16 protein-coding genes are annotated in these 21,742 nt (G+C 57.1%); 9 read left to right on the top strand and 7 right to left on the bottom strand.

The annotated features are described in order from the left end of the window. Nucleotides 1-4: 4 nt before the first annotated feature. The 3 genes from DSM3645_RS04055 to DSM3645_RS04045 all read right to left on the bottom strand — a co-directional run bounded on the left by DSM3645_RS04055 (nucleotide 5) and on the right by DSM3645_RS04045 (nucleotide 4,455). On the bottom strand, nucleotides 5-2,356 hold the full coding sequence (locus DSM3645_RS04055; protein ID WP_002650757.1) for a BatA domain-containing protein: 2,352 nt from the start codon (nucleotides 2,354-2,356) through the stop codon (nucleotides 5-7). 3 nt (nucleotides 2,357-2,359) lie between these two features. Beyond that, nucleotides 2,360-3,256, bottom strand: a complete 897-nt coding sequence (locus DSM3645_RS04050) for a DUF58 domain-containing protein (protein ID WP_002650756.1) — start codon at nucleotides 3,254-3,256, stop codon at nucleotides 2,360-2,362. A 242-nt stretch (nucleotides 3,257-3,498) separates the two neighbouring features. Then, nucleotides 3,499-4,455, bottom strand: coding sequence for an AAA family ATPase (locus tag DSM3645_RS04045; RefSeq protein ID WP_040352100.1), 957 nt, complete (start codon nucleotides 4,453-4,455; stop codon nucleotides 3,499-3,501). Nucleotides 4,456-4,743: 288 nt separating this feature from the next. Here DSM3645_RS04045 and DSM3645_RS04040 point away from each other — a divergent pair, with 288 nt between their 5' ends. The 3 genes from DSM3645_RS04040 to DSM3645_RS04030 all read left to right on the top strand — a co-directional run bounded on the left by DSM3645_RS04040 (nucleotide 4,744) and on the right by DSM3645_RS04030 (nucleotide 10,662). Continuing rightward, nucleotides 4,744-7,176 (top strand): DUF4159 domain-containing protein, encoded by a 2,433-nt coding sequence (locus DSM3645_RS04040; RefSeq protein WP_002650754.1) that lies wholly within the window; start codon nucleotides 4,744-4,746, stop codon nucleotides 7,174-7,176. A 295-nt stretch (nucleotides 7,177-7,471) separates the two neighbouring features. After that, the gene (locus DSM3645_RS04035; protein ID WP_002650753.1) at nucleotides 7,472-9,034 is read left to right on the top strand and encodes a glycosyhydrolase; all 1,563 of its coding nucleotides are present in this window, start codon (nucleotides 7,472-7,474) and stop codon (nucleotides 9,032-9,034) included. 188 nt (nucleotides 9,035-9,222) lie between these two features. Then, the gene (locus DSM3645_RS04030) at nucleotides 9,223-10,662 is read left to right on the top strand and encodes a sigma-54-dependent transcriptional regulator (protein WP_002650752.1); all 1,440 of its coding nucleotides are present in this window, start codon (nucleotides 9,223-9,225) and stop codon (nucleotides 10,660-10,662) included. A 32-nt stretch (nucleotides 10,663-10,694) separates the two neighbouring features. On the opposite strand, the gene DSM3645_RS04025 is transcribed toward DSM3645_RS04030, so the two are convergent. The 4 genes from DSM3645_RS04025 to DSM3645_RS04010 all read right to left on the bottom strand — a co-directional run bounded on the left by DSM3645_RS04025 (nucleotide 10,695) and on the right by DSM3645_RS04010 (nucleotide 15,243). Continuing rightward, nucleotides 10,695-11,252 (bottom strand): hypothetical protein, encoded by a 558-nt coding sequence (locus DSM3645_RS04025; protein WP_002650751.1) that lies wholly within the window; start codon nucleotides 11,250-11,252, stop codon nucleotides 10,695-10,697. A gap of 102 nt (nucleotides 11,253-11,354) precedes the next feature. After that, complete coding sequence (locus DSM3645_RS04020; protein WP_081444709.1) at nucleotides 11,355-11,825, bottom strand: PA2169 family four-helix-bundle protein; 471 nt, start codon at nucleotides 11,823-11,825, stop codon at nucleotides 11,355-11,357. A 135-nt stretch (nucleotides 11,826-11,960) separates the two neighbouring features. Continuing rightward, nucleotides 11,961-12,131, bottom strand: a complete 171-nt coding sequence (locus DSM3645_RS29205; RefSeq protein ID WP_002650749.1) for a DUF1328 family protein — start codon at nucleotides 12,129-12,131, stop codon at nucleotides 11,961-11,963. A gap of 253 nt (nucleotides 12,132-12,384) precedes the next feature. Continuing rightward, nucleotides 12,385-15,243, bottom strand: a complete 2,859-nt coding sequence (locus DSM3645_RS04010; RefSeq protein WP_161603287.1) for a hybrid sensor histidine kinase/response regulator — start codon at nucleotides 15,241-15,243, stop codon at nucleotides 12,385-12,387. A 137-nt stretch (nucleotides 15,244-15,380) separates the two neighbouring features. On the opposite strand from DSM3645_RS04010, the gene DSM3645_RS29200 reads away from it, so the two are divergent. The 6 genes from DSM3645_RS29200 to DSM3645_RS03975 all read left to right on the top strand — a co-directional run bounded on the left by DSM3645_RS29200 (nucleotide 15,381) and on the right by DSM3645_RS03975 (nucleotide 21,727). Beyond that, on the top strand, nucleotides 15,381-15,665 hold the full coding sequence (locus DSM3645_RS29200) for a hypothetical protein (protein WP_116344362.1): 285 nt from the start codon (nucleotides 15,381-15,383) through the stop codon (nucleotides 15,663-15,665). Nucleotides 15,666-16,028: 363 nt separating this feature from the next. After that, on the top strand, nucleotides 16,029-16,394 hold the full coding sequence (locus tag DSM3645_RS04000) for a hypothetical protein (protein ID WP_002650746.1): 366 nt from the start codon (nucleotides 16,029-16,031) through the stop codon (nucleotides 16,392-16,394). Between the two features lie 84 nt (nucleotides 16,395-16,478). Beyond that, nucleotides 16,479-16,730, top strand: a complete 252-nt coding sequence (locus DSM3645_RS03995; RefSeq protein WP_002650745.1) for a hypothetical protein — start codon at nucleotides 16,479-16,481, stop codon at nucleotides 16,728-16,730. 72 nt (nucleotides 16,731-16,802) lie between these two features. Continuing rightward, nucleotides 16,803-17,357 carry an exopolysaccharide biosynthesis protein gene (locus tag DSM3645_RS03990; RefSeq protein WP_237564862.1) on the top strand — a complete coding sequence of 185 codons (555 nt, stop codon included), beginning with the start codon at nucleotides 16,803-16,805 and terminating at the stop codon, nucleotides 17,355-17,357. Nucleotides 17,358-17,869: 512 nt separating this feature from the next. Then, complete coding sequence (locus DSM3645_RS30810; RefSeq protein WP_002650742.1) at nucleotides 17,870-18,793, top strand: hypothetical protein; 924 nt, start codon at nucleotides 17,870-17,872, stop codon at nucleotides 18,791-18,793. A gap of 183 nt (nucleotides 18,794-18,976) precedes the next feature. After that, a complete protein-coding gene (locus DSM3645_RS03975) occupies nucleotides 18,977-21,727 on the top strand; it encodes a cation-translocating P-type ATPase (protein ID WP_002650741.1) in 2,751 nt (916 codons plus the stop codon). The last annotated feature ends 15 nt before the right edge of the window (nucleotides 21,728-21,742 follow it).

The raw sequence follows: 21,742 nt of genomic DNA, 5'->3' as shown, positions 1-21,742 counted from the left end.
CGCGCTACGCCTCCTGTCGATAGAAGCGTTGCGACAGGGCGAATTCGATCGCCAACATCAGCGCCACCAGCATGATCAAGGGCGAGAAGAACTCGCGGCCGACGCGGGCCTTCCCTTGCTCGCGCTCGATTTCGCTTTGCTCTTTGGCGACCTGATAGCGATCAGCGCCAAAGATCCCGTTCAACTCTTCCGCTGCAAGCGGAATGAGTTGCGTCGCATACGGCGGTAAATTCACACTAAAGCCGATCGCTGGACCGCCGCCGAGCGGGCGCAAACGGTACGAGCCGATTTGGTCAGTGAACGGAATCGTGATCAAACCCCGATCGGGGATCACCTCTTGCGGATCCCCGCCGCGCGGCGTGAACAGCAGATGCGTTTGTTCGGCTTGTAGCGGCCCCGTTTGCAGCGACGCACGCTCGCCGACAAAGTAATTCAATCGCTCTTCGCCGCTACGCACCAAATATTTCGCGATTTGATTCGTCAGCACGAAAAAGGGCCATGAGTCGAATCCGGTGAAGAGCGTATTCCACGGCGGCGATTCGCCCGAAGCGATCGACGTGGTGAAGGTCAGCACCAGGCCGTCTCCGATGCGCTGTTCGATCAGCGCCGGCAGATTGTTGCCGTCGCTAAACGGAATGATCACATCGGCCTCCGGCGCGAGATCGTCAAAGGACCAATGCCGTTCGACCGGAAAACTGCGCCACGGGACGCTGGCGCCGATTTCACGAAACGGAGCGAGCAACTGATGTTGGTAATCCTTCGGCTCCAAAAACCAGACTCGATCGCCGGCTCTCCATTGCCGCGACAATTTGCCGGGCAACAGCTTTTGCGGCTCTTCGCCGTTCAGCTTGTCGAGCGACGCCGCTGGCCCCAAAAAGATCGCGAGTCCCCCGCCTTGTTGGACGAATTTATCGAGCTTTCGCCAGGCGCTATTGGAATAGGCGCCGGGATCGATCAGCATAATGCCGCGATAAGCGTCCAACTCTTGCCGCTCAAGCGTATCCGGCGTCACAACATCCACCTGAAACGGCGCGCGGCCCGAATCTTGAAACGCCGGCGGCGCGATCGCGTTGATCAAATCGCGACTCGCGTCTGGCGTCGTCTCGACAATCAACAGCGGCCATGGCTCACGAACTTCAAACGTAAACCAACGCTTGTCATCCGCATCGAGACCATCGGCGGCGGTCAGATTGACCCAGCCGTGATGCACGCCGACCGGCAAGTCGGACAGGCGAAATTGAACTGCCTGCGACTCTCCATCGGTCAATTGCAAATTACGGCGATCCCGTCGATCGGCCTTCGGCAAGATCAGCTCGCCATCTTCGACGATCGGCAATGCGTTATCGAGTTGCTCGAGATAGAGCTCTAACGTCTCTGACGTCTCTGGTCCATCCTGCGCGACTTCTACCTGGACCAGCACGTCGCTATTTTTTGAGACGCTATCGGCCGAAAGTTGCAGGTCGGCGACCGACGTATTGCGCACATCGGCGGCGCTAACGTCGATCAAGTACAACGGGTAATCGGGGTGCTCGGCCAGCTTGTTTTTCAAATCGCTCTGCTGTGCCCCGTTCCAGGCCGGCTGGCTGAGATCGGTAAAGACGTAGATTTCTTTCCGCTTCTTTTCGCTGGAGTCGGCCAGATCGATTGCCTGCGAGACGATCCGATCCATGCTTTCGCCGCCAGGCGAAACTTCCAGCCGTTGAATCGCTTGACGCGCGGCGCCGATGTCGGCGGCGAAGATCGACGCGCCGGTGCGCCGATCGGCGATCGCGACTTCACTTTCTGGCGGCAGTTGGCCGGTCAGCCAGATCGCGATTTCTTGGGCTTTCTCCAGCCGTGTTTGATTCTCGTGCTGGTACAAAAGACGCGGCGAAGTATCAAACACAAAGACCGCCGAGACCGGCGCCTCTTGATCGCCCAGCGAACCGGCGCCTCCAGCGCTGAGCGCCAAGGGAGTGACAATCCCCACGCCAACAAGCAGCGCAATCGCGACCACCGTCATGCCGATGGCCAACCCCCGACTAGCGCCCACCATCCACGTCGCCGCCGCGATGATTCCGGCGATCCCGGCGCCGAACGCGAGCAGCCCCACCAAGACCCAACTGCTAACCGCGGCCGAACTGACGCTCGGTCGCGCCAGCGCCAACACCAGCAGCAAGATCGCAACGCAGCGGAGGAAGAGCAGGATCCAATGCTTCAATTCAAGCCGACGCTGGTTTTGCACGTTGCGCGCACGCACAAATCGCAAAGCGGGAAACACGATCCGCTTCGGCTGCTGCCGCATCACCAGATGCAACAAGATCGGGACGCCGATTAACAGGCCGCCGATCAGCAAGCTGAGGTTGGCCAACTGCATGGCTTAAAACCTCGTGCGACGGTTAATCAGGTATTCGGTCAACGCTTTGTCGAACGGCATGCTGGTATCCAGCTCGACGTAGTCGACGCCGGCCTTCGATGCGTCGCGGCGATAACGCTCGCGAAACGCTTCGACTTCTTTGCGATAGTCAGACCGATAACTGCCGGCGTCGAGTTTAAGGACTTCGTTCGACTCGGGATCTTCCAGTTCGACCATGCCGTCAAACGGAAACGTCACTTCCGCTTCGTCGAGAATATGGAAAAGAATCACGTCGTGCTGACGATGCCGCAGTTGATATAGCGCCTTGAAAACTTCGTCGGGGTCCGACAGCAAATCGCTGAAGATCATCACCACGCTGCGATGTTTGAGCATCGCAGCCAATTGCGACAAGCTATGAGCGATGTCGGTCTCGCCGGTCGGCTTTAAGTTGGTCAGCAGCGAGAGGACGTCTCCCAGATGTTTCCGTTTTGACTTCGGAGGCAGACTTTGGCGGATCTTGGTGTCGAACGTCACCAGGCCGACCGGGTCTTGCTGATGAATCATTAAGTAGCAAATCGCGGCGGCTAACGAGATCGCGTAGTCGAACTTGGTCATCTCTTGGCGGTAGGTGTAGCCCATCGACTTCGAGAGATCCATCGCGATATAGCCGGTGATGTTCGTTTCGGCTTCAAATTTTTTGATGTAGTAACGATCGGTCTTGGCGAAGACGAGCCAGTCGATGTCTTTGGGATCATCCCCTTGTTCGTAGCGGCGATGCTCGCTGAACTCGACCGAGAAACCGTGATAGGGAGACGCATGCAAACCTTGAAAGAACCCCCGCACGACAAACTGAGCGCGCAGGTCGAGCCGCGAAATCTGGCGAATGACTTCCGGCTTTAAGTAGCTCTCAACGGTCGACATGGAGTTCGTTCGTAGGACGTTGGACGAAACACTAGCCCGCTGCGCAAGCGAAGGAATGCGTGCGGCGATGTTTGTTCAGCATGGTTTTTGTGGGGGTAGCGGCGATGTTTTTATCTGTGGCGATGATTCTTTAATTCCGGCCGCATTCCCTTGGCTTGCGCCGCGGGCTAGTGTTCCGTCGTTTTGCAGGGCGAAGGTGCGTCGTGACGCACCCTACTATTTTACGCTTTCCGCTTTCCGCTTTACTTCTCAAACTTCTCAATCTCCGGCTCCGGGATCTCTTTCAGCAGTTTGCGAATCACGTCTTCGTTGGTCATCCCTTCGGCTTGAGCTTGGAAGTTGGTGCTGATGCGGTGACGCAGCACCGGGATCGCGATCTTCTTGACATCTTCGATCGCGACCGAGAAGCGACCTTCCATCGCGGCGATTGCTTTGCCGCCGTTGATCAGGTTTTGTCCTGCCCGGGGACCGGCGCCCCAGTCGACCAGTTCTTTGATGAACTTGGGGGTCTCTGGGTCTTTTGGACGGGTCGCGCGGACGAGTCGCGCGACATATTTGACCACGTATTCGCTGACGGCGACCGATTGGACCAGCTTTTGGATATTCAGAATCGCGCGGGCCGAAAAAATCTTACGGACTTCGACCTTCTCTTGCCGCGTCGTGCTCGACAAGATCTTCTCTTCTTCGCTCAGCGACGGATAGCCGATGATGATGTTGAACATAAAGCGGTCCAACTGCGCTTCAGGCAGCGGGTAGGTTCCTTCTTGCTCGATCGGGTTTTGCGTCGCGATCGTAAAAAAGGGATCGGGCAAGTCATATGTCTCGCGACCGACGGTCACTTCGCGTTCTTGCATCGCCTGGAGCAGCGACGCTTGCGTCTTGGGCGGGGTCCGGTTGATTTCGTCGGCCAACAAAATGTTGGTGAAGACCGGCCCTTCGACAAAGCGGAAATTGCGGCGGCCGTTCTCGTCTTCTTCCAACACATTGGTGCCGGTAATGTCGGACGGCATCAGGTCAGGCGTGAACTGCACGCGTTTGAACTGCATGTCCAACACGCGGGCCAACGTGCTGACCATCAACGTTTTGGCCAGACCGGGCACCCCTTCCAACAAACAATGTCCGCGAGTAAAGATAGCGGCGAACAATTGCTCGATGACTTCTTCCTGACCGACGATGACCTTCTGCAACTCTTGCTGCATGACCAGCTTTTGTTGCTTAAACTCTTGTAGTACTTCGCCGAGGTTGCGGGTTTTTGCCACGTAGCGATCCTCAATGGGCTGAAATCGTTGGCGGGCATGTCATGGTTAAATAACAAGCCGTTTCCTGTCAGGGCGAACCGAAATTGCAATTTTGTCGCCCAAAAGCGCCGAATGGCTCTAAAATAGTGGGAAGCGTCCAGACAGCGTGATTTTAGGAATCACAGCCGCCCACGGCAACGTGTACGGGCACTTCTGCATCGGCGTTAACTACTGAAAAGTTAGATATTTATGTCGACCATCCCACGCTGCACAGCTAGCCCGTTTACGGTTCCTGGGAAGCTTACGCAGCTTGCCTATGCAACCCTGGCGATTGTGACGATTGCGGCGACTTTGTCGACCAATTTGTCCACTGCCGCCGCACAGAATGTCCAACGCGGGGGAAACCCGGTCACGCCGCAGCGCGTGAACGAAGCGATTGCCCGCGGCGTCAATTTTCTACGCAAGCAGCAACAAACCGACGGCGGCTGGTCCGAATATCCGGGGCAACCCGGCGGCGTGACCAGCTTGGTGATGTTGGCGCTGATCGAAAGCGGGATCGATGAAGATGATCCGGCCCTGACCAAAGGGTTGCAGTATTTAGAAACGAAGATCGGCCAGCCAGAGCATACCTATGCGCTCAGTCTGCAGATTATGGCCTACAGCATGACCGATCCGACCGGACGCAAAGCGAGCATCGTCGCCAACGCCCAAAAGTTAGCCGGAATCCAAATCCGCGGCGGCGACCGCAGCGGCATGTGGACCTATTCGGATCCGCGCGGCGGCGGCGGCGGCGACAACTCCAACACGCAATTCGCCATTTTGGCGCTGGATGAAGCGGCCCATGTAGGCGCGAAGGTTGACGAACCGACCTGGCGCGTCTCGCACGACTACTGGGAAAAATCGCAAAACCCCAACGGCTCGTGGGGCTATTTGCCGAAATCGCCGGGACGCGGCAGCATGACGGCGGCCGGTATTTCGTCGATGATCATCACCACCAAACGGCTGGCCGAGGGAGACGCCCAGGTCAACGGCGAACACATTCAATGTTGCGGACAGCAAACCCCCAACGATGCGATTGAAGATGGCTATGCCTGGCTCGGCCGCAACTTTACGGTCTATACCAACCCAGCCGACGGGGGCGATTCGCTCAACTTGCTTTACTATTTATATGCGGTCGAACGAGTCGGACGCTTGGGCGGCAGGCGCTTTATCGGCGAGCATGATTGGTATCGCGAAGGCGCCGAAATGCTGGTCAACAATCAAGACGCGCTCAGCGGATCGTGGCGCGGCACCGGCAACGCCGAAGTCACCCATCCCGCAGTCTCGACTTCGCTGGCGCTCCTCTTTTTGGCCAAAGGCCGCCGGCCGGTCTTGGTCGCCAAATACAAACATGACGCCGCCGGCCCACGCAATACGATCAGCAATGACTGGAATCGTCATCGCAGTGACATCGCCAACTTGACCCACTTTATCGAACCGCGGTGGGGCAGTCAGCGCATGACCTGGCAAGTGGTCGACGCCGCGCATGCGACGACCGAAGATTTGCTGCAAACGCCGGTCTTGTGGATCAGCGGCCGCGATGGATTAAAACTGACGCCGGAGCAGGAAAAAAGCTTGAAGCAGTATATCGAGCAAGGGGGTTTCGTCTTTGCCGAAGCGGCCTGCGGAGGCGCCAAGTTTGACGCCGACTTTCGCGCTTTGATGAAACGGATCTTTCCCGACGCTCCGCTGCGACTGTTGCCGCCGGATCACCCGATTTGGTTCGCCGAAGCGCCGATCGAAGCACAGTACGCCAAACCGCTGCTCGGCATCGACGCTTGTTGCCGCACCAGCGTCGTTTATTGCCCCGAAGATCTCGGATGCTATTGGGAACTAAACCGTAGCGAAGCGGTCGCCAACTATCCGGAGAAGGTGCGCGGACAGATCGAAGCCGGCAGCTTGATGGGCGCCAACGTGTTGGCCTATGCGACAGGACGCAAGCTGAAAGATAAGCTCGAGGATATCGAGATCGACGACACGCTGGGAGTCGAAGATGGACAGCTGCGTAACACGCTGGTCGTCGCCAAGCTGCAACATAACGGCGGCGCCGATGACGCTCCGGCGGCGCTGACCAACATGGTCAAAGTTGCGGGACGGCAGCTTGATTTTCGCTTTGACGCTTCGCCGCAGCTGGTTCCGCCCAGTTACAGCAAACTGTACGAATACCCGATCGTCTTCATGCATGGTCGGCGTGATTTTCGCTTTACCCCCAAAGATCGGACCACGCTGGCCGAACATTTGACGCGCGGCGGATTTCTATTCGCCGACTCGATTTGCGCCAGCGTGCCGTTCACCACAGCGCTGCGCCGCGAAATGAAGATGATGTTTCCCGAGGCCGAGCTAAAGGAAATTCCGCTGGATCATCCGATTTATTCCGACGCCTACAACGGTTTTGACATCACCACCGTGACCGTCAACGACCCGCAAGAGCGTCAGGAAGGCGAAGGATTGCAGGCGACCCAATCACGTCAGGCGCCCAAACTAGAAGGCCTGTGGCTGGACGATCGCCTGGTGGTCGTTTTTTCTCCGTTGGACATGAGCTGCGCGATGGAAAATGGCTCCTCCCTGCAATGCAAGGGGTATGTGCGGGAAGACGCGGCCCGAATCGCGGCGAATATCTTGCTGTTTGCAATGCAGCAATAACAGGGACGCGAACTTCCGAAAATCGCAACATTAGCACGCTGCGCAAGCAAGGGAATTCGGCTGAGCACTTCAAACCTTGTTGGCCCTGCCAACCGCATTCCTTCGCTTGCGCAGCGGGCTAGTATTTGGCTTATCTCCAGGTCTGTCCTATTTTTCTGATTCTGCATTCGTCATTTCCATGGGGGAACTGCTCCCTCCGATGCGACGACGTGCAACCAGACTAATCTTGGTTGATCTGAGCGACCTGCTAGATTAGAGGGGAAACTTTGATCTCGCAGCCGGAGCGCTTTAACGCATGTATCAAGAGTCGGAAAGCAGTCGCAAGACGATGGGTGACGTCGACGTCGTGTTTCACGACGGGCTATATCACCTCTTTCACCTCGTTCTGCCAAATCACGACTTTATCGCCCATGCGGTCAGTGATGATGGTCTGGCCTGGCATCGCGTCGAGAATGCGCTCTTCATCGGACATCCCGGTGCGTGGGACGATTCGATGCTCTGGACGATGCACGTTTCGCCCAATCCGTTCAAGCCAAATTCGTGGCGCATGTTCTACACAGGACTCGCGCAGCATGACAACGGACTCGTGCAGCGGCTGGGGATGGCGATCAGCGACGACTTGTATCAATGGGTCAAATCGCCGGTCCGCTGGGTCAGCCAATGCAAGCGTTGTCGCGTGACGAACGCGCCGGCCAGCAACATTAATGCGCATTATGACGAGACGAGTCATTTCCCGTTGGAGTCGCCGGCGCCCTATTACGAAAGCAAATTGTCCGAAGGTCGCAGCTGGATCAGCTGGCGCGACCCCTTCTACTATCGAGATGAAAACCAAGGCTGGCTGCTAGCGGCGGCCCGCGTTCCGGATGGGCCGGTCTGTCGTCGCGGCTGCGTCGCTTTGTTGGAAGAAACCGCCGAAAACCAGTTTGAGGCGAATCCCAGCTTATTTCATCCCGGACTGTACGATGACATCGAGGTCCCCAACTTGATGAAGCTGCGCGGCGAACGTTATTTGATCGGCAGCATTCGAGAAGACGCCAAGATTCGTTACTGGCACGCTTCGGATCTCGAGCAGCCCTGGGCGAACTTTTTCGACAACGTGCTTTTGCCGAAGGGCAACTACGCCGGACGAATTTGCTTTGACGACCATGGCCCGATGATCTGGAACTTTTACTCGCACGATATCACGCGGCGAACCGTGAAAAATCTGCTTCCCCCGCCCAAGCGAATTCGCCAACTCTCGGATGGGCAATTGCAAGTCGCGTCGTTTGAAGGCTTCGACAAACGAATCAAGTCCGACATGACCAGCGAAGTTTTTCACATCTCGAAAATGCTGGCCGACAAGGATGGTTCGGCCGAAGTGAACCATGAAGCCGGTTCGATCCGCTTGCGAAATGACGCCGGCTTTCAGGCGTTTCTATTTGGCTCAACGGTCGATTGTTTTCGCTTTCGGGCGCGGCTAGATATGCAAGGCAACGGAAAATGCGGGCTCGTCTTTCGGATCAACCCCGAGACGCAGGACGGCTATTTTATGTCACTGGATATGTATCGCGGAGTCGCTCAGCTGCGAGCCTGGGCGACTGATCATGCGGCGACCGGCGAGCACATGATGCGTTTTGACACGCTCCAAGCCGGCTACTGGCGAAGCCGTTTGGACCGTCCTTGCGAGATTCGCCTGGTTGCTTACGGCAGCTACATCGAGTTTTCGATCGACCATCGCATCGTGATTTCCCTGGCCGATCAGACGTTTTCGGAGGGAAAACTGGGGTTCTACGTCGAGAGCGCTTGTCTCGATATCGACCAAATTCATTTAGAACAGATGCAACGTCCCGTGACGGCGGACGAAAACCTGGCCCAGTAGTCTAGGCTTCGCTATTTACCCCGCAGTCACTGCCCCACCTTTTGTGGTAGTTTAACAAAGTTTCGCGCAAACCCCTGTTGCTGACCGGTCGCAACTAGACTGATCGATACGTCAGGGGGTAAACTGTCGCTAGCCGGGAATTTCTCTTGAGGAGGGGGCGCGGAAGATCCGCTAGTCTCGATACATCCATGACGCAGATTCTTGTTGTAGACGACGATCGAGCAGTAGCGCGCTTAGTACAGCGTTGCTTTGAGGGTAGCAATGTAGACGTTCTGACGGCCCAGCGCGCCGCCGAGGTGATTCCGCTCATCGAAAACCACGCAGTCGACGTCCTGCTGTTGGACATCATGCTGCCGGAGATCAGCGGTCTCGAAATTGCCCGCCAGATTCGGAAGATCGACTCCAAATTACCGATTATTTTCGTGACGGGTCGCGACGATAGCGAAACGACCATCGAGGCGATGAAATTGGGCGCCTATGACTATTTGGTCAAGCCGCTCGATGTAGGCATGGTTCAAGAGCTGGTCGAGCGCGCGATCGAAAATCGCCGCTTGATGCACGAGCCGGTCGTGCTGACTCCGCAGCAAGCAGACGAAAACGAGACCGGCGATTTGCTGGTCGGTCGCAGTCCGCAAATGCTGGGGGTCTATAAAGAAGTGGGCCGCGTCGCCGCCCAGAACGTCAATGTGCTCGTTCGCGGCGAAAGCGGCAGCGGCAAAGAATTGATCGCGCGGGCCATCTATCAGCACAGCAATCGCAATGACCAGCCCTTTTTGGCGGTCAACTGCGCCGCGCTGAGCGAAACCTTGCTTGAGAGCGAACTGTTCGGCCACGAAAAAGGCGCCTTTACCGGGGCCGACTCGCGTCGCATCGGTAAGTTCGAGCAATGCAACGGCGGCACGATCTTCCTAGACGAAGTGGGGGACATGTCCCTGACGATCCAAGCCAAAGTTCTCCGTTTGTTGCAGGACCAACGTTTTGAGCGCCTCGGCGGCGCCGAAACGATCACCACCGATGTCCGCATCATCTCAGCGACCAATCGCGATCTGGAAGAGATGATCGCTGACGGCGATTTTCGCTTGGACCTGTTTCATCGCTTAAAATCGTTTGAAATCGCGATACCGCCGCTCCGCGATCGCGACGGCGACCTAGAGCAATTGGTGCAATACTTCCTAAAGCAGTTCAACAAACAGCTGGGCAAAGAAATCACTGGACTATCGGCCGAGTCGCTCGTTCGACTCAAGTCTTACGATTGGCCCGGCAACATCCGCGAACTGCAAGGCGTCCTGCGAAAATCGATGTTGATGGCGACATCCACCGTCCTAGCGCCAGAATGGCTGCCGCCGGAAGTATTTGGCGAAGCGGCGCCGATGCGCGGTGATTCGTCCGGCAATCAAGATGACGCCTTTGACGTCTTTTTAGGCCAGCTCGAAAGTCGCGGCTCCGAAGATATGTACGCCGAATCGCTCGAGTGGATGGAGCATCGACTGCTTTCGTTCGTACTCGACAAAACGGCCGGCAATCAATCGAAAGCGGCCGTTCTACTCGGAATTACCCGCGGCAGCCTGCGCCACAAAATGCGGGCCCTCGGCATTACCGTCGAGCAGGTCGTCAAAGGGGACGAATAACCGCGGCCCACTGCAGGCTCCATGTCAATCTGCTAAGCCGCCTGATGAGGGCGGCTTTCTTCCTTCATATCCATTCCTTCGGCGATTCGATTCGGCGAATCCGCCGGCGCGGCGTAGTAACGTATGGCGACGGCGTCGGCCGCACGCAGCGCATGTTCGGCCTGGGCGAGTTGCTCGGGATCGCCGCGCACCACGACTCCTTGCCGACCTGCTAATAGCGCCATGATCTCCGCTTCCTGGTCGCGCGGACGTCCCCAGCCGGACATAGCGCCTATCAGCGCGCCGACGATCGCTCCGGTTACGGCGATCCCCAACGGCGCGCTGCTCGCAGCCAGCTCTCCGCCGAGTGCGAACATCGCGAAAAATGATCCGACCGCGCCGAGCATTCCGCCCAATGCGGCGCCCCACAGAAGTCGCGGCTTCGCTTGATCCGTTTGCATGGCGATATGGGGCGCAAGCGCACGTAGGTCGTGCACGTCGCGCACCAGCTTGAAGTTGCCCTCCGTCAGTCCTCGCAACTCCATTTCGCGTTGGGCCGTTTCCCAATCGTTCGACGAATCAAACGCGCCGATTAGACAATCTTGGCTCATGATTTTTCTCCTTGGCGAAATAAAGAACGCGGCTGCAACTGCAGCCGCGTTCCCTCCCATCACCCAACTTCTTCCGATCGCCTTTCGGAAGGCTCGGTTGCTCTATTGCAGTTTCTGTTGGCGGAATTCGCGAACTTGATCGCGTCCCTGCTTGACTGCAACGAACTGTTCGTGGAAGACGGCGCTTAAGGGGCTGCCGGCCGTCTTGGGTAACAGCTTCTTATATTCATCGACCAGATAATCCTCCAAGCGTTCCATGTCCGCGAGGATGAACTCCAGCTTTCCTCCCGAGACCGAGGAACGAAGCGCCATCCATAATTTCTGCGCTTCGCCCATCAGCGTACCGGAGGAAGGGGGATTCTGGTCGTTTAGCTGAATGTACTGACGCAACTCGTGCTCAAGCTGAGCGCGACGCGTCGCCAATTCGTAGAAAAGCCGCGCCGTTTGCGGACACTCCACCTTCGCGGCGGAATCTGTCAGCGCCGTTTGACTGTCGTGCAGAACTCGCGTGAGCTCATGCAACGCCGTCAGCGTTTCTTCGTCGAGTTGAAAGATTGTATTCATATGAGACATGACGGCTCCCGTTTGGAAAAATTAGGAAGTGACTCGGAGAATCCTTCTTGGCCATCTCACTTGCCGTCGCTGATCAACCCGGGCCGGGCGACACTACGCCCGGCGTTTTCAACGATACTCGACATGCGTCTGCGCCTAAGCGACAGGACGGCGAACAACGCCGCTCAGCAGACTCACGACGAACAAGACTAGAAAGACGAAGAACAAAATCTTCGCGATACCAGCCGCTGCGCCAGCGAGGCCGCCAAAACCAAGTCCAGCAGCGATCAACGCAATAATGAAAAACATCAAGGCCCATGACAACATAATAGTCTCCTTCAGAAAGGCAGGTTCGTTGGATGATCTCGCAAGCCTGGGATGGTTGCGAGATGTTGCTTTCAATAAAACTACCATTGCAGTTGGTATGCCAAACTTCGCGGCGGCGACAAAAGCACACTCGTAACCACAGTGTCTGCAACGAGTTAGAATTCTCGCTGCTAATTAGAAATGCGTGCGACCGCTCAAGGCGAATGATTTGATCGCCATCGCTGTGAACGTGCGGCGACCAGTCAGAAGTCGCTTAACGCCGAAATGGTTCGAGCGCTTTCGCCAGACGATCAAACTCGACGAGCAGCGTATCAACCATCCCCTGCGCTTGCTCCATCTTTCCAGAACGAACCGCTTCTTCCATTTCGGCCGCCACATGAGCAGCCGTCTCGCCGCCGACATTAGCGGCCAATCCCTTGAGACTATGCGAGACCAGTTCTAACCGTCGTGCATCGCCTGCTTGAGACGCTGCGGCCAGATCGCTTAACAACGCTTGCGAGTCTTCGTCGTAAAAGCCGACGAAATCGCGGAACAATTCAAGATCGCCTCCCAGTCGCTCCAGGGTTGATTCTAGGTGCAAAGGTTCCCCTTGCGGGCGGATCTTGATCGGATTGGATTCGTTTTCGCCGTTCATATTGCTACTAAAATCGTTGGCCAGGCTTTCCAGGGTGGCAAGCAGATCATCAATATCGATCGGCTTAGAAATATACGCGTCCATTCCGGCGCCAAGACACTTTTCACGATCTCCCTGCATCGCATGGGCGGTCATCGCGATGATCGGCGTCGGCTCGTAACCTTCTTCACGTTCAATCTGACGGATCGCTGCGGTCGTCTGCAACCCATCCATGATCGGCATTTGCACATCCATCAAGATCACGTCAAACTCGTCGTCCCGAAATTTCTCGAGCGCTTCACGTCCATTGTGCGCCTCGACGACGATATGTCCCCGCTTTTTCAGCAGGCTGGTCACCAGTTTGCGATTCGCGGCGGTGTCTTCGACCAGCATCACACGCAATGCGTGAAAGCTCGACAACACTTCGACCGAACGAGAGCGTTGACTCTCCGGCGCGGCGATCGACATCGCTTCGACCAAGGAGTCATGCAAGCTGGACGCGGTGATTGGCTTGGCCAACGTCGAGCGAATCGGCAGATCTTCTTCGCGCTCGCGAAAGTGATGTCGATCGCTCGGCGCCGCCATCAACACGATCGGCGGAGTCTTTCCAGCAACCTCCCCCAGTCGTTTGCACAAATCGTAGCCGTCGATTCCCGGCATCAGCGCATCGATCAGCACCAAATCAAACGGGTCGCCCACCTTTTGCTTTTCGCTGAACAGCCGAATCGCTTCTTCGGCGTCGGACGTTGTAAATGCGTCCAATTCCCACGAACGTAACAGTTCTCGCAATATCTTCCGGTTCGTTTCGTTGTCGTCGACGACCAGCACCTGCATGCCGGCGAACTCCGGCGGCAGGATCGCACTTCGCAGGCGACTTTCGGCGGTCCGCGTGCGTGGAAAGAGGAGCGCGAACGAAAACCGGCTGCCGACGCCAGGCTCGCTATTCAGTTCCAGCCGTCCCCCCATCAACTCCAGCAGTTCGTGACAGATCGTCAGCCCCAATCCGCTGCCGCCAAAATTTCGGGTGGAAGAGCTGTCGACTTGCGTGAACGGCTCGAAAATCCGCTTTTGATCCGCTGGGGTGATGCCGACCCCGGTATCGCTGATCGTAAATCGAATGCGTACTTCGCGCGGAAATCGCCGCAACAGCTTGACCGACAACAGCACTTCGCCGCGTTCGGTAAACTTGACCGCATTGGAGACCAAGTTGGTGATAATTTGCCGCAGTCGAATCGCATCGCCGATCAATTCTTCGGGAATGCGCGGATCATAGTCGATCGCGACTTCCAACCCTTTCGAGAAGGCTCGTTCCGACAATGCTCGCATCGTTGCGTCAATTGTCTGCCGTAGATTGAACTCGGATCGATCGATCGTAAATTTGCCGGCCTCAATTTTCGAGAAGTCGAGAATGTCGTTCAACAAGCTCAACAGCGTATGCGCCGACGAGTTCGCCGTTTCGACATATTCCCGCACCGCTTCCGGCAGATCTTCGGCCAATGTTAACTTGGTCATCCCGATGATCGCATTCATCGGAGTTCGGATCTCATGGCTGACATTGGCCAAGAATTCGCTGCGAGCCCGATTCGCTCGTTCGGCGGCTGCTTTCGCTTTTTGCAACTCGCGTTCGGCGAACTTCCGCTCAGAAATATCGCGTTCGATGGTCGAGACGCCGATAATCCGCTCGTTGGCGTCGCGCAGCGGAGAGACCGTGATCGAAACCGAGATGATCCGTCCATCACGACGACGACGTTCCGTTTCAAACTGCGTCAATCGCTTGCCGTGCAACCGAGCGTCCGTGATTTCCGGCTCTTCCTCGCGCCGCGTCGGCGGAAACAAAATGGAAATCGGCTTGCCGAGCGCCTCTTCGGCCTGGTAGCCGTAAACCGCGTCGGCTCCGGCGTTCCAACAGGTGATCTTGTCATCGACATCGCGACTGATGATCGCGTCGTACGACGAATCAACGATTTGCGCCAAGCGTTGATACGATTCATCGCGACGCCAACAAGCGGCCAAAACGGACAGCCCGCGCATCGCATCCGCCATTTTCACATCAATCTGCGGATCCTCCAACCTTTCGGAGTCGCCGAATAGCTCGAGCGCCAACACCGGCTTGTCATCCAGAAATACGGGGATCGCCAAAATCGAGAGCGACTGGTCAGCACTCATTGTCGAATCGAGCGGCTCGATCATCGGCCGCTGCTCAAGAAAGGCGCGCCGCACCGCAGCGCCTGCTTCGGCCGGCGCCGCTTCTGAATATCGCCGCCGCAAGCGCTGGGCGACATCGTCGCAATCGATCAGTTCCTCGGGGTGCCAGAGCTGCGCAGCTAAAGTCTGCGGGTTTGCCGAATCGCCGGGAACGCTGACGCATCCAAAGCGACATTCAAACTCGCGCACTAGCCACGGCAATGCACGTCGTACGGAATCGGGTAGCGAATCGCCCACGGCGAACGCCTCCATCAGTCGGAGAAATAATTTCTTCGGCGGATCAGCGGCGTCCACGAACATCACTCCCACGGGAATTGAAAGCTCCTATCGTAGAACGAATTGCCCAATCAATCGACCGCACTTTGGCGCGCCGCTTGCTTACTTGAACCGTTCCGTAAGGCTTGCCCATTCCATTTGAGGTAAAGATCGCCATGACCCTGATCGAATTTTTGTTGTTACTACTAGTTGCCGGAATCTGCGGTTCGATCGGACAATCGCTCGCAGGCTATTCCCACAGCGGTTGCCTTGTTTCTGTCGCGCTCGGATTTATTGGAGCATTACTAGGAGCATGGATATCGCGCTGGATTGGAATCGGCGAACTATTGGCGATCCAAATTGGCGGCGCCACGTTTCCCATTGTCTGGTCCGTTATCGGCGGCGCTCTTTTCGCAGCCGCACTGGCCTTGATAAGTGGTAGAAATCGCTCCGCGGAGTGACCACCACCCCCCCGCATCTCCAGCAACTTTTCCAGATGCGACAACTGAGCAAATAGCCGACCATCCTTGCTTCGAAAGCTCATTTTTCTTGAGTTCAGGTCGAAATCGATCAAATCTGCGGCATCCCCGCCCACTCGCGCAAGTTTCAACAGCAAATCTCCTCGCCCGTGCGTGCGTAGCGCAATCAGGCTGGTCGTCAGACCGCCAACAATGCCCCACGCACAGTTCGCCGCACAGACGTCACAACCTGAAGTTATCACAAGGCTTAGGGTCTTTCGCGATCGATTGGCCCGCGAAATGCCTAAAGAAGGATCGCGTCGTTCGACGCCGTTTCCTTCCGATCCACATCCATGGAGAAACCCCATGAAGAATTACCCATTACGCCGCGGCAACTCGATAGGCGCCGTTCTGGCGACACTCGCCCTGGTAGTCGTGCTCGCTTGCGGAGTCATCTACGCGATGGGCTACGCCACCGTCGAGAACTCCAGTGACAAGACCACGATTGAAGTTAACACGCAGCAAATGAAAGAGGACGCCGATCAAGCGGTCGAGTCGGGCAAGCAGATGCTCAACGACGCCGGCAAATCAATCGAGGATGGCGCTGAAGAAGTCCAAGATCAAGTCGACGGCGATTCGGAGCCAGAAACCGAAGTGAACATCGAAACCGAACCGGCGCCGGTAGCCCCGCCTGCTGATAACAACGACGCGACCGCCACGATACCTGGCTAGTTTCGGCTAGTCGAACGGCTCGCCGCGTCACCAGCAGGGCGAGCCGTTCTTTTTTCGCGATACCTTCAAACTGGAGTCGTTCTCATGTTTCGTCGCCCTGATCCATTTGAACTGTATCACCTCGGGCTTGGCGCCGTCTGTGCGGCCGCGCTCTTACTCGGGTGCGCTCCCCCTCCCAATCAAGTCCCTGTGGATCCCGCCCCCCCCACGATCGACTCGACTGCGGATCCCGCTCCGTTAGAAGAGGAAAGCAAAGCGAAGATCGATATTGATATCGGCGGCGGACAAGGAGTCGACATTGATGTCGACGGACGAACCGATAATCCCGCCAACTAGGCGCAGTAACTTAACCTGGAGATCTTGATGGAGACGGCGTGCGCGAAGGAGGAACCGGAGAATTTGAGCGATGTGCTTGACCAGTTGGTAGACAATACCAAAGGCGATAACGCTTCGTTCGGCGACGTATTGGAGGCGCTGAACAGTCGCAGTTTCGGCCCCGTCCTACTGGTTCCCGCCGTTTTGGCTGTCTCGCCGCTTGGCGCGATCCCCGGCGTTTCCATTTTTACCGGCTTCTTGATCTTTGTCATCGCGGCGCAGATGTTTGTCGCGCGATCTCACATCTGGCTGCCGAAGCGCTTGCTTGCATTTTCCTTCTCGCGTGAGAAGTTGGTCAACGCGGTCAAGTCGACACGTCCTTGGGCGGTCTGGTTCGAGCCCTGGATTCACAACCGCTTCGCATTTTTGATTGATGCCCCATTTCGTCAGGCGATCGCCCTGGTCGTGATGATCTTGGCGGCCCTCTTTATCCCGCTCGCATTTCTCCCGTTCGCTGTCGCCGTGCCGGGAACAGCCATCTCGTTGATCGCTTTAGGCATGACGGCCAAAGATGGAGCATTAGTCTTGGCCGGCTGCGCCGCCAGTGTTGCGGCGATCGTATTGGCAGTCGTCTTCTGGCCATTCTAAAAAGTTGCCGCCGCTGACAAAAAATATTTGCGTCGCCCCCAATCGCGACCTAGATTGAAAGTGTTCGGCTGATGGGCCCTTTCGGTTTATCTGGCTCCAGATGACCGCAGTCGAACAGGGACGCTACACGGAGCGTTAGGTAACTGACCCGTAGCGTGAACCCGACGCGCGTTGACACCTAGCAATCGCGCGCCGGGCTTTTTTTATTTCTTGCCTGCGAACTCTTTCGCAACTTGTTCCGCTTCCATCCTCAACGCGACTGTGCGCGCAGTCGATTCAACAGCATTCGAGCGTCGGAATCTCGCATCGCGCTTTGTTGGCGCTGGTTGGTTGGCGGCTGACGCTTCACGATGGTCGCCGCGCCGGCGCCGTGGCGATTGTCTGGGGTCAAAAACGCCGAGAAAACAGCTTTCGCTCAAGCGGCATGGTCTTTGCTTCTATGTCTGGGCATGAAAACAACGCCGCGTTTCGAGATTCGCGGACGACCGATGGACTTGACTGAGGAGACTACTATGACAAAGACCACTTGGAGCTGGCTGGGCCTATTGGGCATTTGTGCTTTGGCGCTGCCTGTTGCTGCGCAAGACGTTGATCTGACCGAGGCGATCGAAGGCCCCCCGAAAGCCAACGCAGGCGTTGATGTCGACGTGAACGCTCCGAAAGTCGACACGCCGAAGGCGGTCGCTCCTCCGGCCGTTCAAGCGGATGACGCGCTGCCGGTGCCTGCAGCTCAAGGAGACGCCGCTGTCGACGTGGACGTCAAAGCGGATCGCGCCCCGCGACTTGATTCGCAACTAGAAGGGGACATGAAGGCCAGGGCCAACGTCGATCCCGCTCTTCCGGGTAATCCGAACCCCGGTGTTGATGTCGATGCGACGACCGACATTGATGCGCGCAACCGCGCCGCGATGGATCGTAATCGTAACAACGATCGCGACCGCGATCGTGATCATGTCGACAACAATGACCGGAACGCCAAATGGCGCTACAAGCAGCATAACGGCGAATGGTGGTACTGGACCCCTGCCGGACACTGGATGTATCACCGCGGCGGCAACTGGGTGACCTACGATCGTGCGAACTACTCGCGCCCCCGTGGTTATCAGCAGCAAGGTAATTATTACGGCGGTAACGTCGGCGGTCAGGCGTACTACAACGATGGCTACTACAACGGCCCGAACCGTACGTACTATCGCGGCGGCAATAACGGCTACAACAACGGATATGGCCGAGGCTACAACAATGGGTACGGTAACAACGGTTACGGCCGAGGTTACAACAATGGATACGGAAATGGTTACGGACCCGGCTACTACGGTGGCAACCGCGGCGCCCAGCAAGGCGCCAATATTGGGGCCGGAATCGGAGGAGCCGTTGGCGGACAACGTGGTGCGAATCTCGGCGCCGGCATCGGAGCCGCGATCGGCAGCGACTAACCACGCTTGGTAAATCTTTGATATAGCTGAAGTTCAGCAAAACGTCGCACCCCAACGGGTGCGGCGTTTTTTTTGTTGAGGACGCAAGCAGTTGGCGCTCGTACGACGTAGGGATAGCATGACGACGAAGCATGCTGCCGGTTCCCCGGCGATTATTAGCAAGCGCCGCATCCAGGAATCGCGATGTCCCACGATCTATCGATTGAAGACACCCTCTCGAAATTCACCGTCTCGCAGCAATCGGGACTCCCCGCAGACGAGGTGCGGCGCCGCCAAAGAAAATATGGCTCCAATGAGCTCGTAGAACATGGCGGGAAAAGTCCGTGGAAGACCCTCCTAGAGCAATTCTCGGGAACGCTGGTGATTGTCCTCCTTGTCGCGGCCGTCGTGTCGCTTTTCATGCACGAGTGGAAGGATGCGGTCGTCATCCTCTTCATCGTCATCCTTAATGCGATCATTGGATTTCGGCAAGAATATAACGCCGAACGAGCGATGGCCGCGCTGCAGACGCTCGCGAGACCAGCCGCCCATGTTCGCCGTGACGGCCATGTGGGAGAAGTTCCCGGCTTCGAATTAGTCCCCGGCGACATTGTGCTGCTAGAAGCGGGCAGCCTGATTCCCGCCGATGGTCGCTTGGTGGAAGCGGCCAATCTGCGGATTCAGGAAGCGACCCTGACGGGAGAGTCGCAAGCCGTCGAAAAAAAGGCGACAACCACCTTAGCGCCGGAGACGGCGCTGGCGGATCGCGTCAACATGGCCTTCATGGGCTCCTCTGTCGTCTATGGTCGCGGCGTTCTGGTTGTGACCGCCACCGGCATGAGCACGGAACTTGGCAAAATTGCCGACATGATCCAGACGGTTGATCAAGAGCAAACTCCCCTGCAACGACGGCTTGATACCCTGGGCAGACAGTTGGCGATGATCGTCTTGGCGATTGTCGTGATCTTGTTTTTCACGGGACTTTTCTTTTTCAGCCAAGAAGGCCAGACGTTCGCCGAGCGCGCTAGAGTCATGTTTCTCACGGCCGTCAGTATGGCGGTCGCCGCTGTGCCGGAAGGTTTGCCGGCGGTCGTCACCATCGCGCTGGCGATCGGAGCGCAGCGCATGCTGGGTCGCAACGCGATCATCCGTAATTTGCCGGCGGTCGAAACCCTGGGCAGCGTCTCGACCATTTGCTCGGACAAAACCGGAACGCTGACAAAGAACCAGATGACCGTCGCCGTGTTGTCCGCCGGCGATCAGCGCATCGACGACGCTCATCTCGCCGCTTCCAGTGAACAGGAGCAGAGCGCAGGAAGACGCACCGAACTCGGATCGCAAATCGACGCCGATCCATCCTTCGCGCTGCTGGTCGCCGGGGGAGCGCTCTGCAGCGACGCGTCGCTGGATCGGTCGAAAACGGGGGAGCGCATTGTCATCGGCGATCCAACTGAAGGCTCGCTAGTCATGGCGTCCGCCGACTTCCTGTGTTCCAAAGAAGAGCTGGAAAGCAGGTTTCCGCGCATCGCCGAAGCCCCATTTGATTCTGAGCGAAAGCGGATGACGACCGTCCATCAGGTTCACGACGGAGAGCCGATGTCGTTTGCGCCTCTGCTCTCCCAACCTAGCGTCGTCATCACCAAGGGCGCCATTGAAGGTCTGCTCGACTGTTGCACCAGCTATGTGCTGGGAGGCGCGGAGCGAGATTTAGACGACGTCCGGATCGCCCAAATCAAAGCCCAGCATGACGAATTAGCCGAGCACGGCATGCGAATTCTCGGGCTGGCCTACAAGCCGTACGCGGCCAATGGAGACACGTCTCCCGAAAGCTTGGAGCGCGACTTAATCTTTTTGGGACTCTTCGGACTGGTCGATCCGCCGCGTAGCGAAGCGCGAGATGCGGTCGAAATGTGCGCAGCCGCCGGCATTCGCCCCGTCATGATTACCGGTGATCATCCGCTGACCGCCAAGAGCATCGCGACGCAATTGCTGTTTGACGTTTCCGCAGGCGTCCTCACCGGCAATGATCTGGAGCGGATCGAATCGGATGCGGAATTGGATGAAGTATCGAAGCGTGTGAGCGTCTTTGCCCGCGTGTCGCCAAGCCACAAACTGCGGTTAGTCAGCAGCCTTCAGCGACAAAACCAAATTATTGCGATGACCGGAGACGGCGTGAATGACGCGCCGGCGCTGAAGCGCGCCGACATCGGGGTCGCGATGGGGATCACCGGCGCGGATGTCGCGAAAGAAGCGTCCGACATGGTGCTGCGCGACGACAACTTCGCAACGATCGTGTTTGCAGTTCGCGAAGGCCGCATTATCTATGACAACATCCGCAAGTTCATTAAATACACGCTGACCAGCAATACCGGTGAGTTGCTGGTCATGATCGTAGCGCCGTTGATCGGCATGCCGCTACCGCTGTCGCCGCTCCAGATTTTATGGATCAATCTGGTCACCGATGGTTTGCCAGGCCTGGCGTTGGCCATGGAACCGGGCGAACCTGACACGATGTCGCGGCCGCCGCATCCCCGAGACGAGCAAGTCTTGTCGCGCGGATTAGGCTGGGAAGTCATCTGGATCGGCGGCTTGATGGCGATCACTTCCCTCGCCGCGGGATATTTTTATTGGAGCCCCGACGCAAGCGATCATCGTTATTGGCGCACGATGGTCTTTACCGTGTTGACCTTTTCGCAAATGGGCAACGCTCTGGCGATTCGCTCCGCCCAACAGACTCTCTGGAAAATCGGGATCTTCTCTAACTGGTTGATGCTGGTCGCCGTCAGCACGACGTTCATCCTGCAAATCGGCGTGATCTATATCCCGGTCTTCCAAGATCTTTTTCAGACCGTCGCTTTGGCTCCCCGCGATTTGGCGATCGCCCTGGCGATTAGTTCCCTGGTATTTCTCGCCGTGGAAACGAATAAGCTGCTGACACGTGCGGCCGACCGTTAGAATTTATCTCGATAT

It is taken from the genome of Blastopirellula marina DSM 3645 (assembly GCF_000153105.1).
GTDB classification, from domain to species: domain Bacteria; phylum Planctomycetota; class Planctomycetia; order Pirellulales; family Pirellulaceae; genus Blastopirellula; species Blastopirellula marina.
Note: the sequence above shows the minus strand (reverse complement) of the source record. Positions and strands in the feature narration are given on the sequence as shown.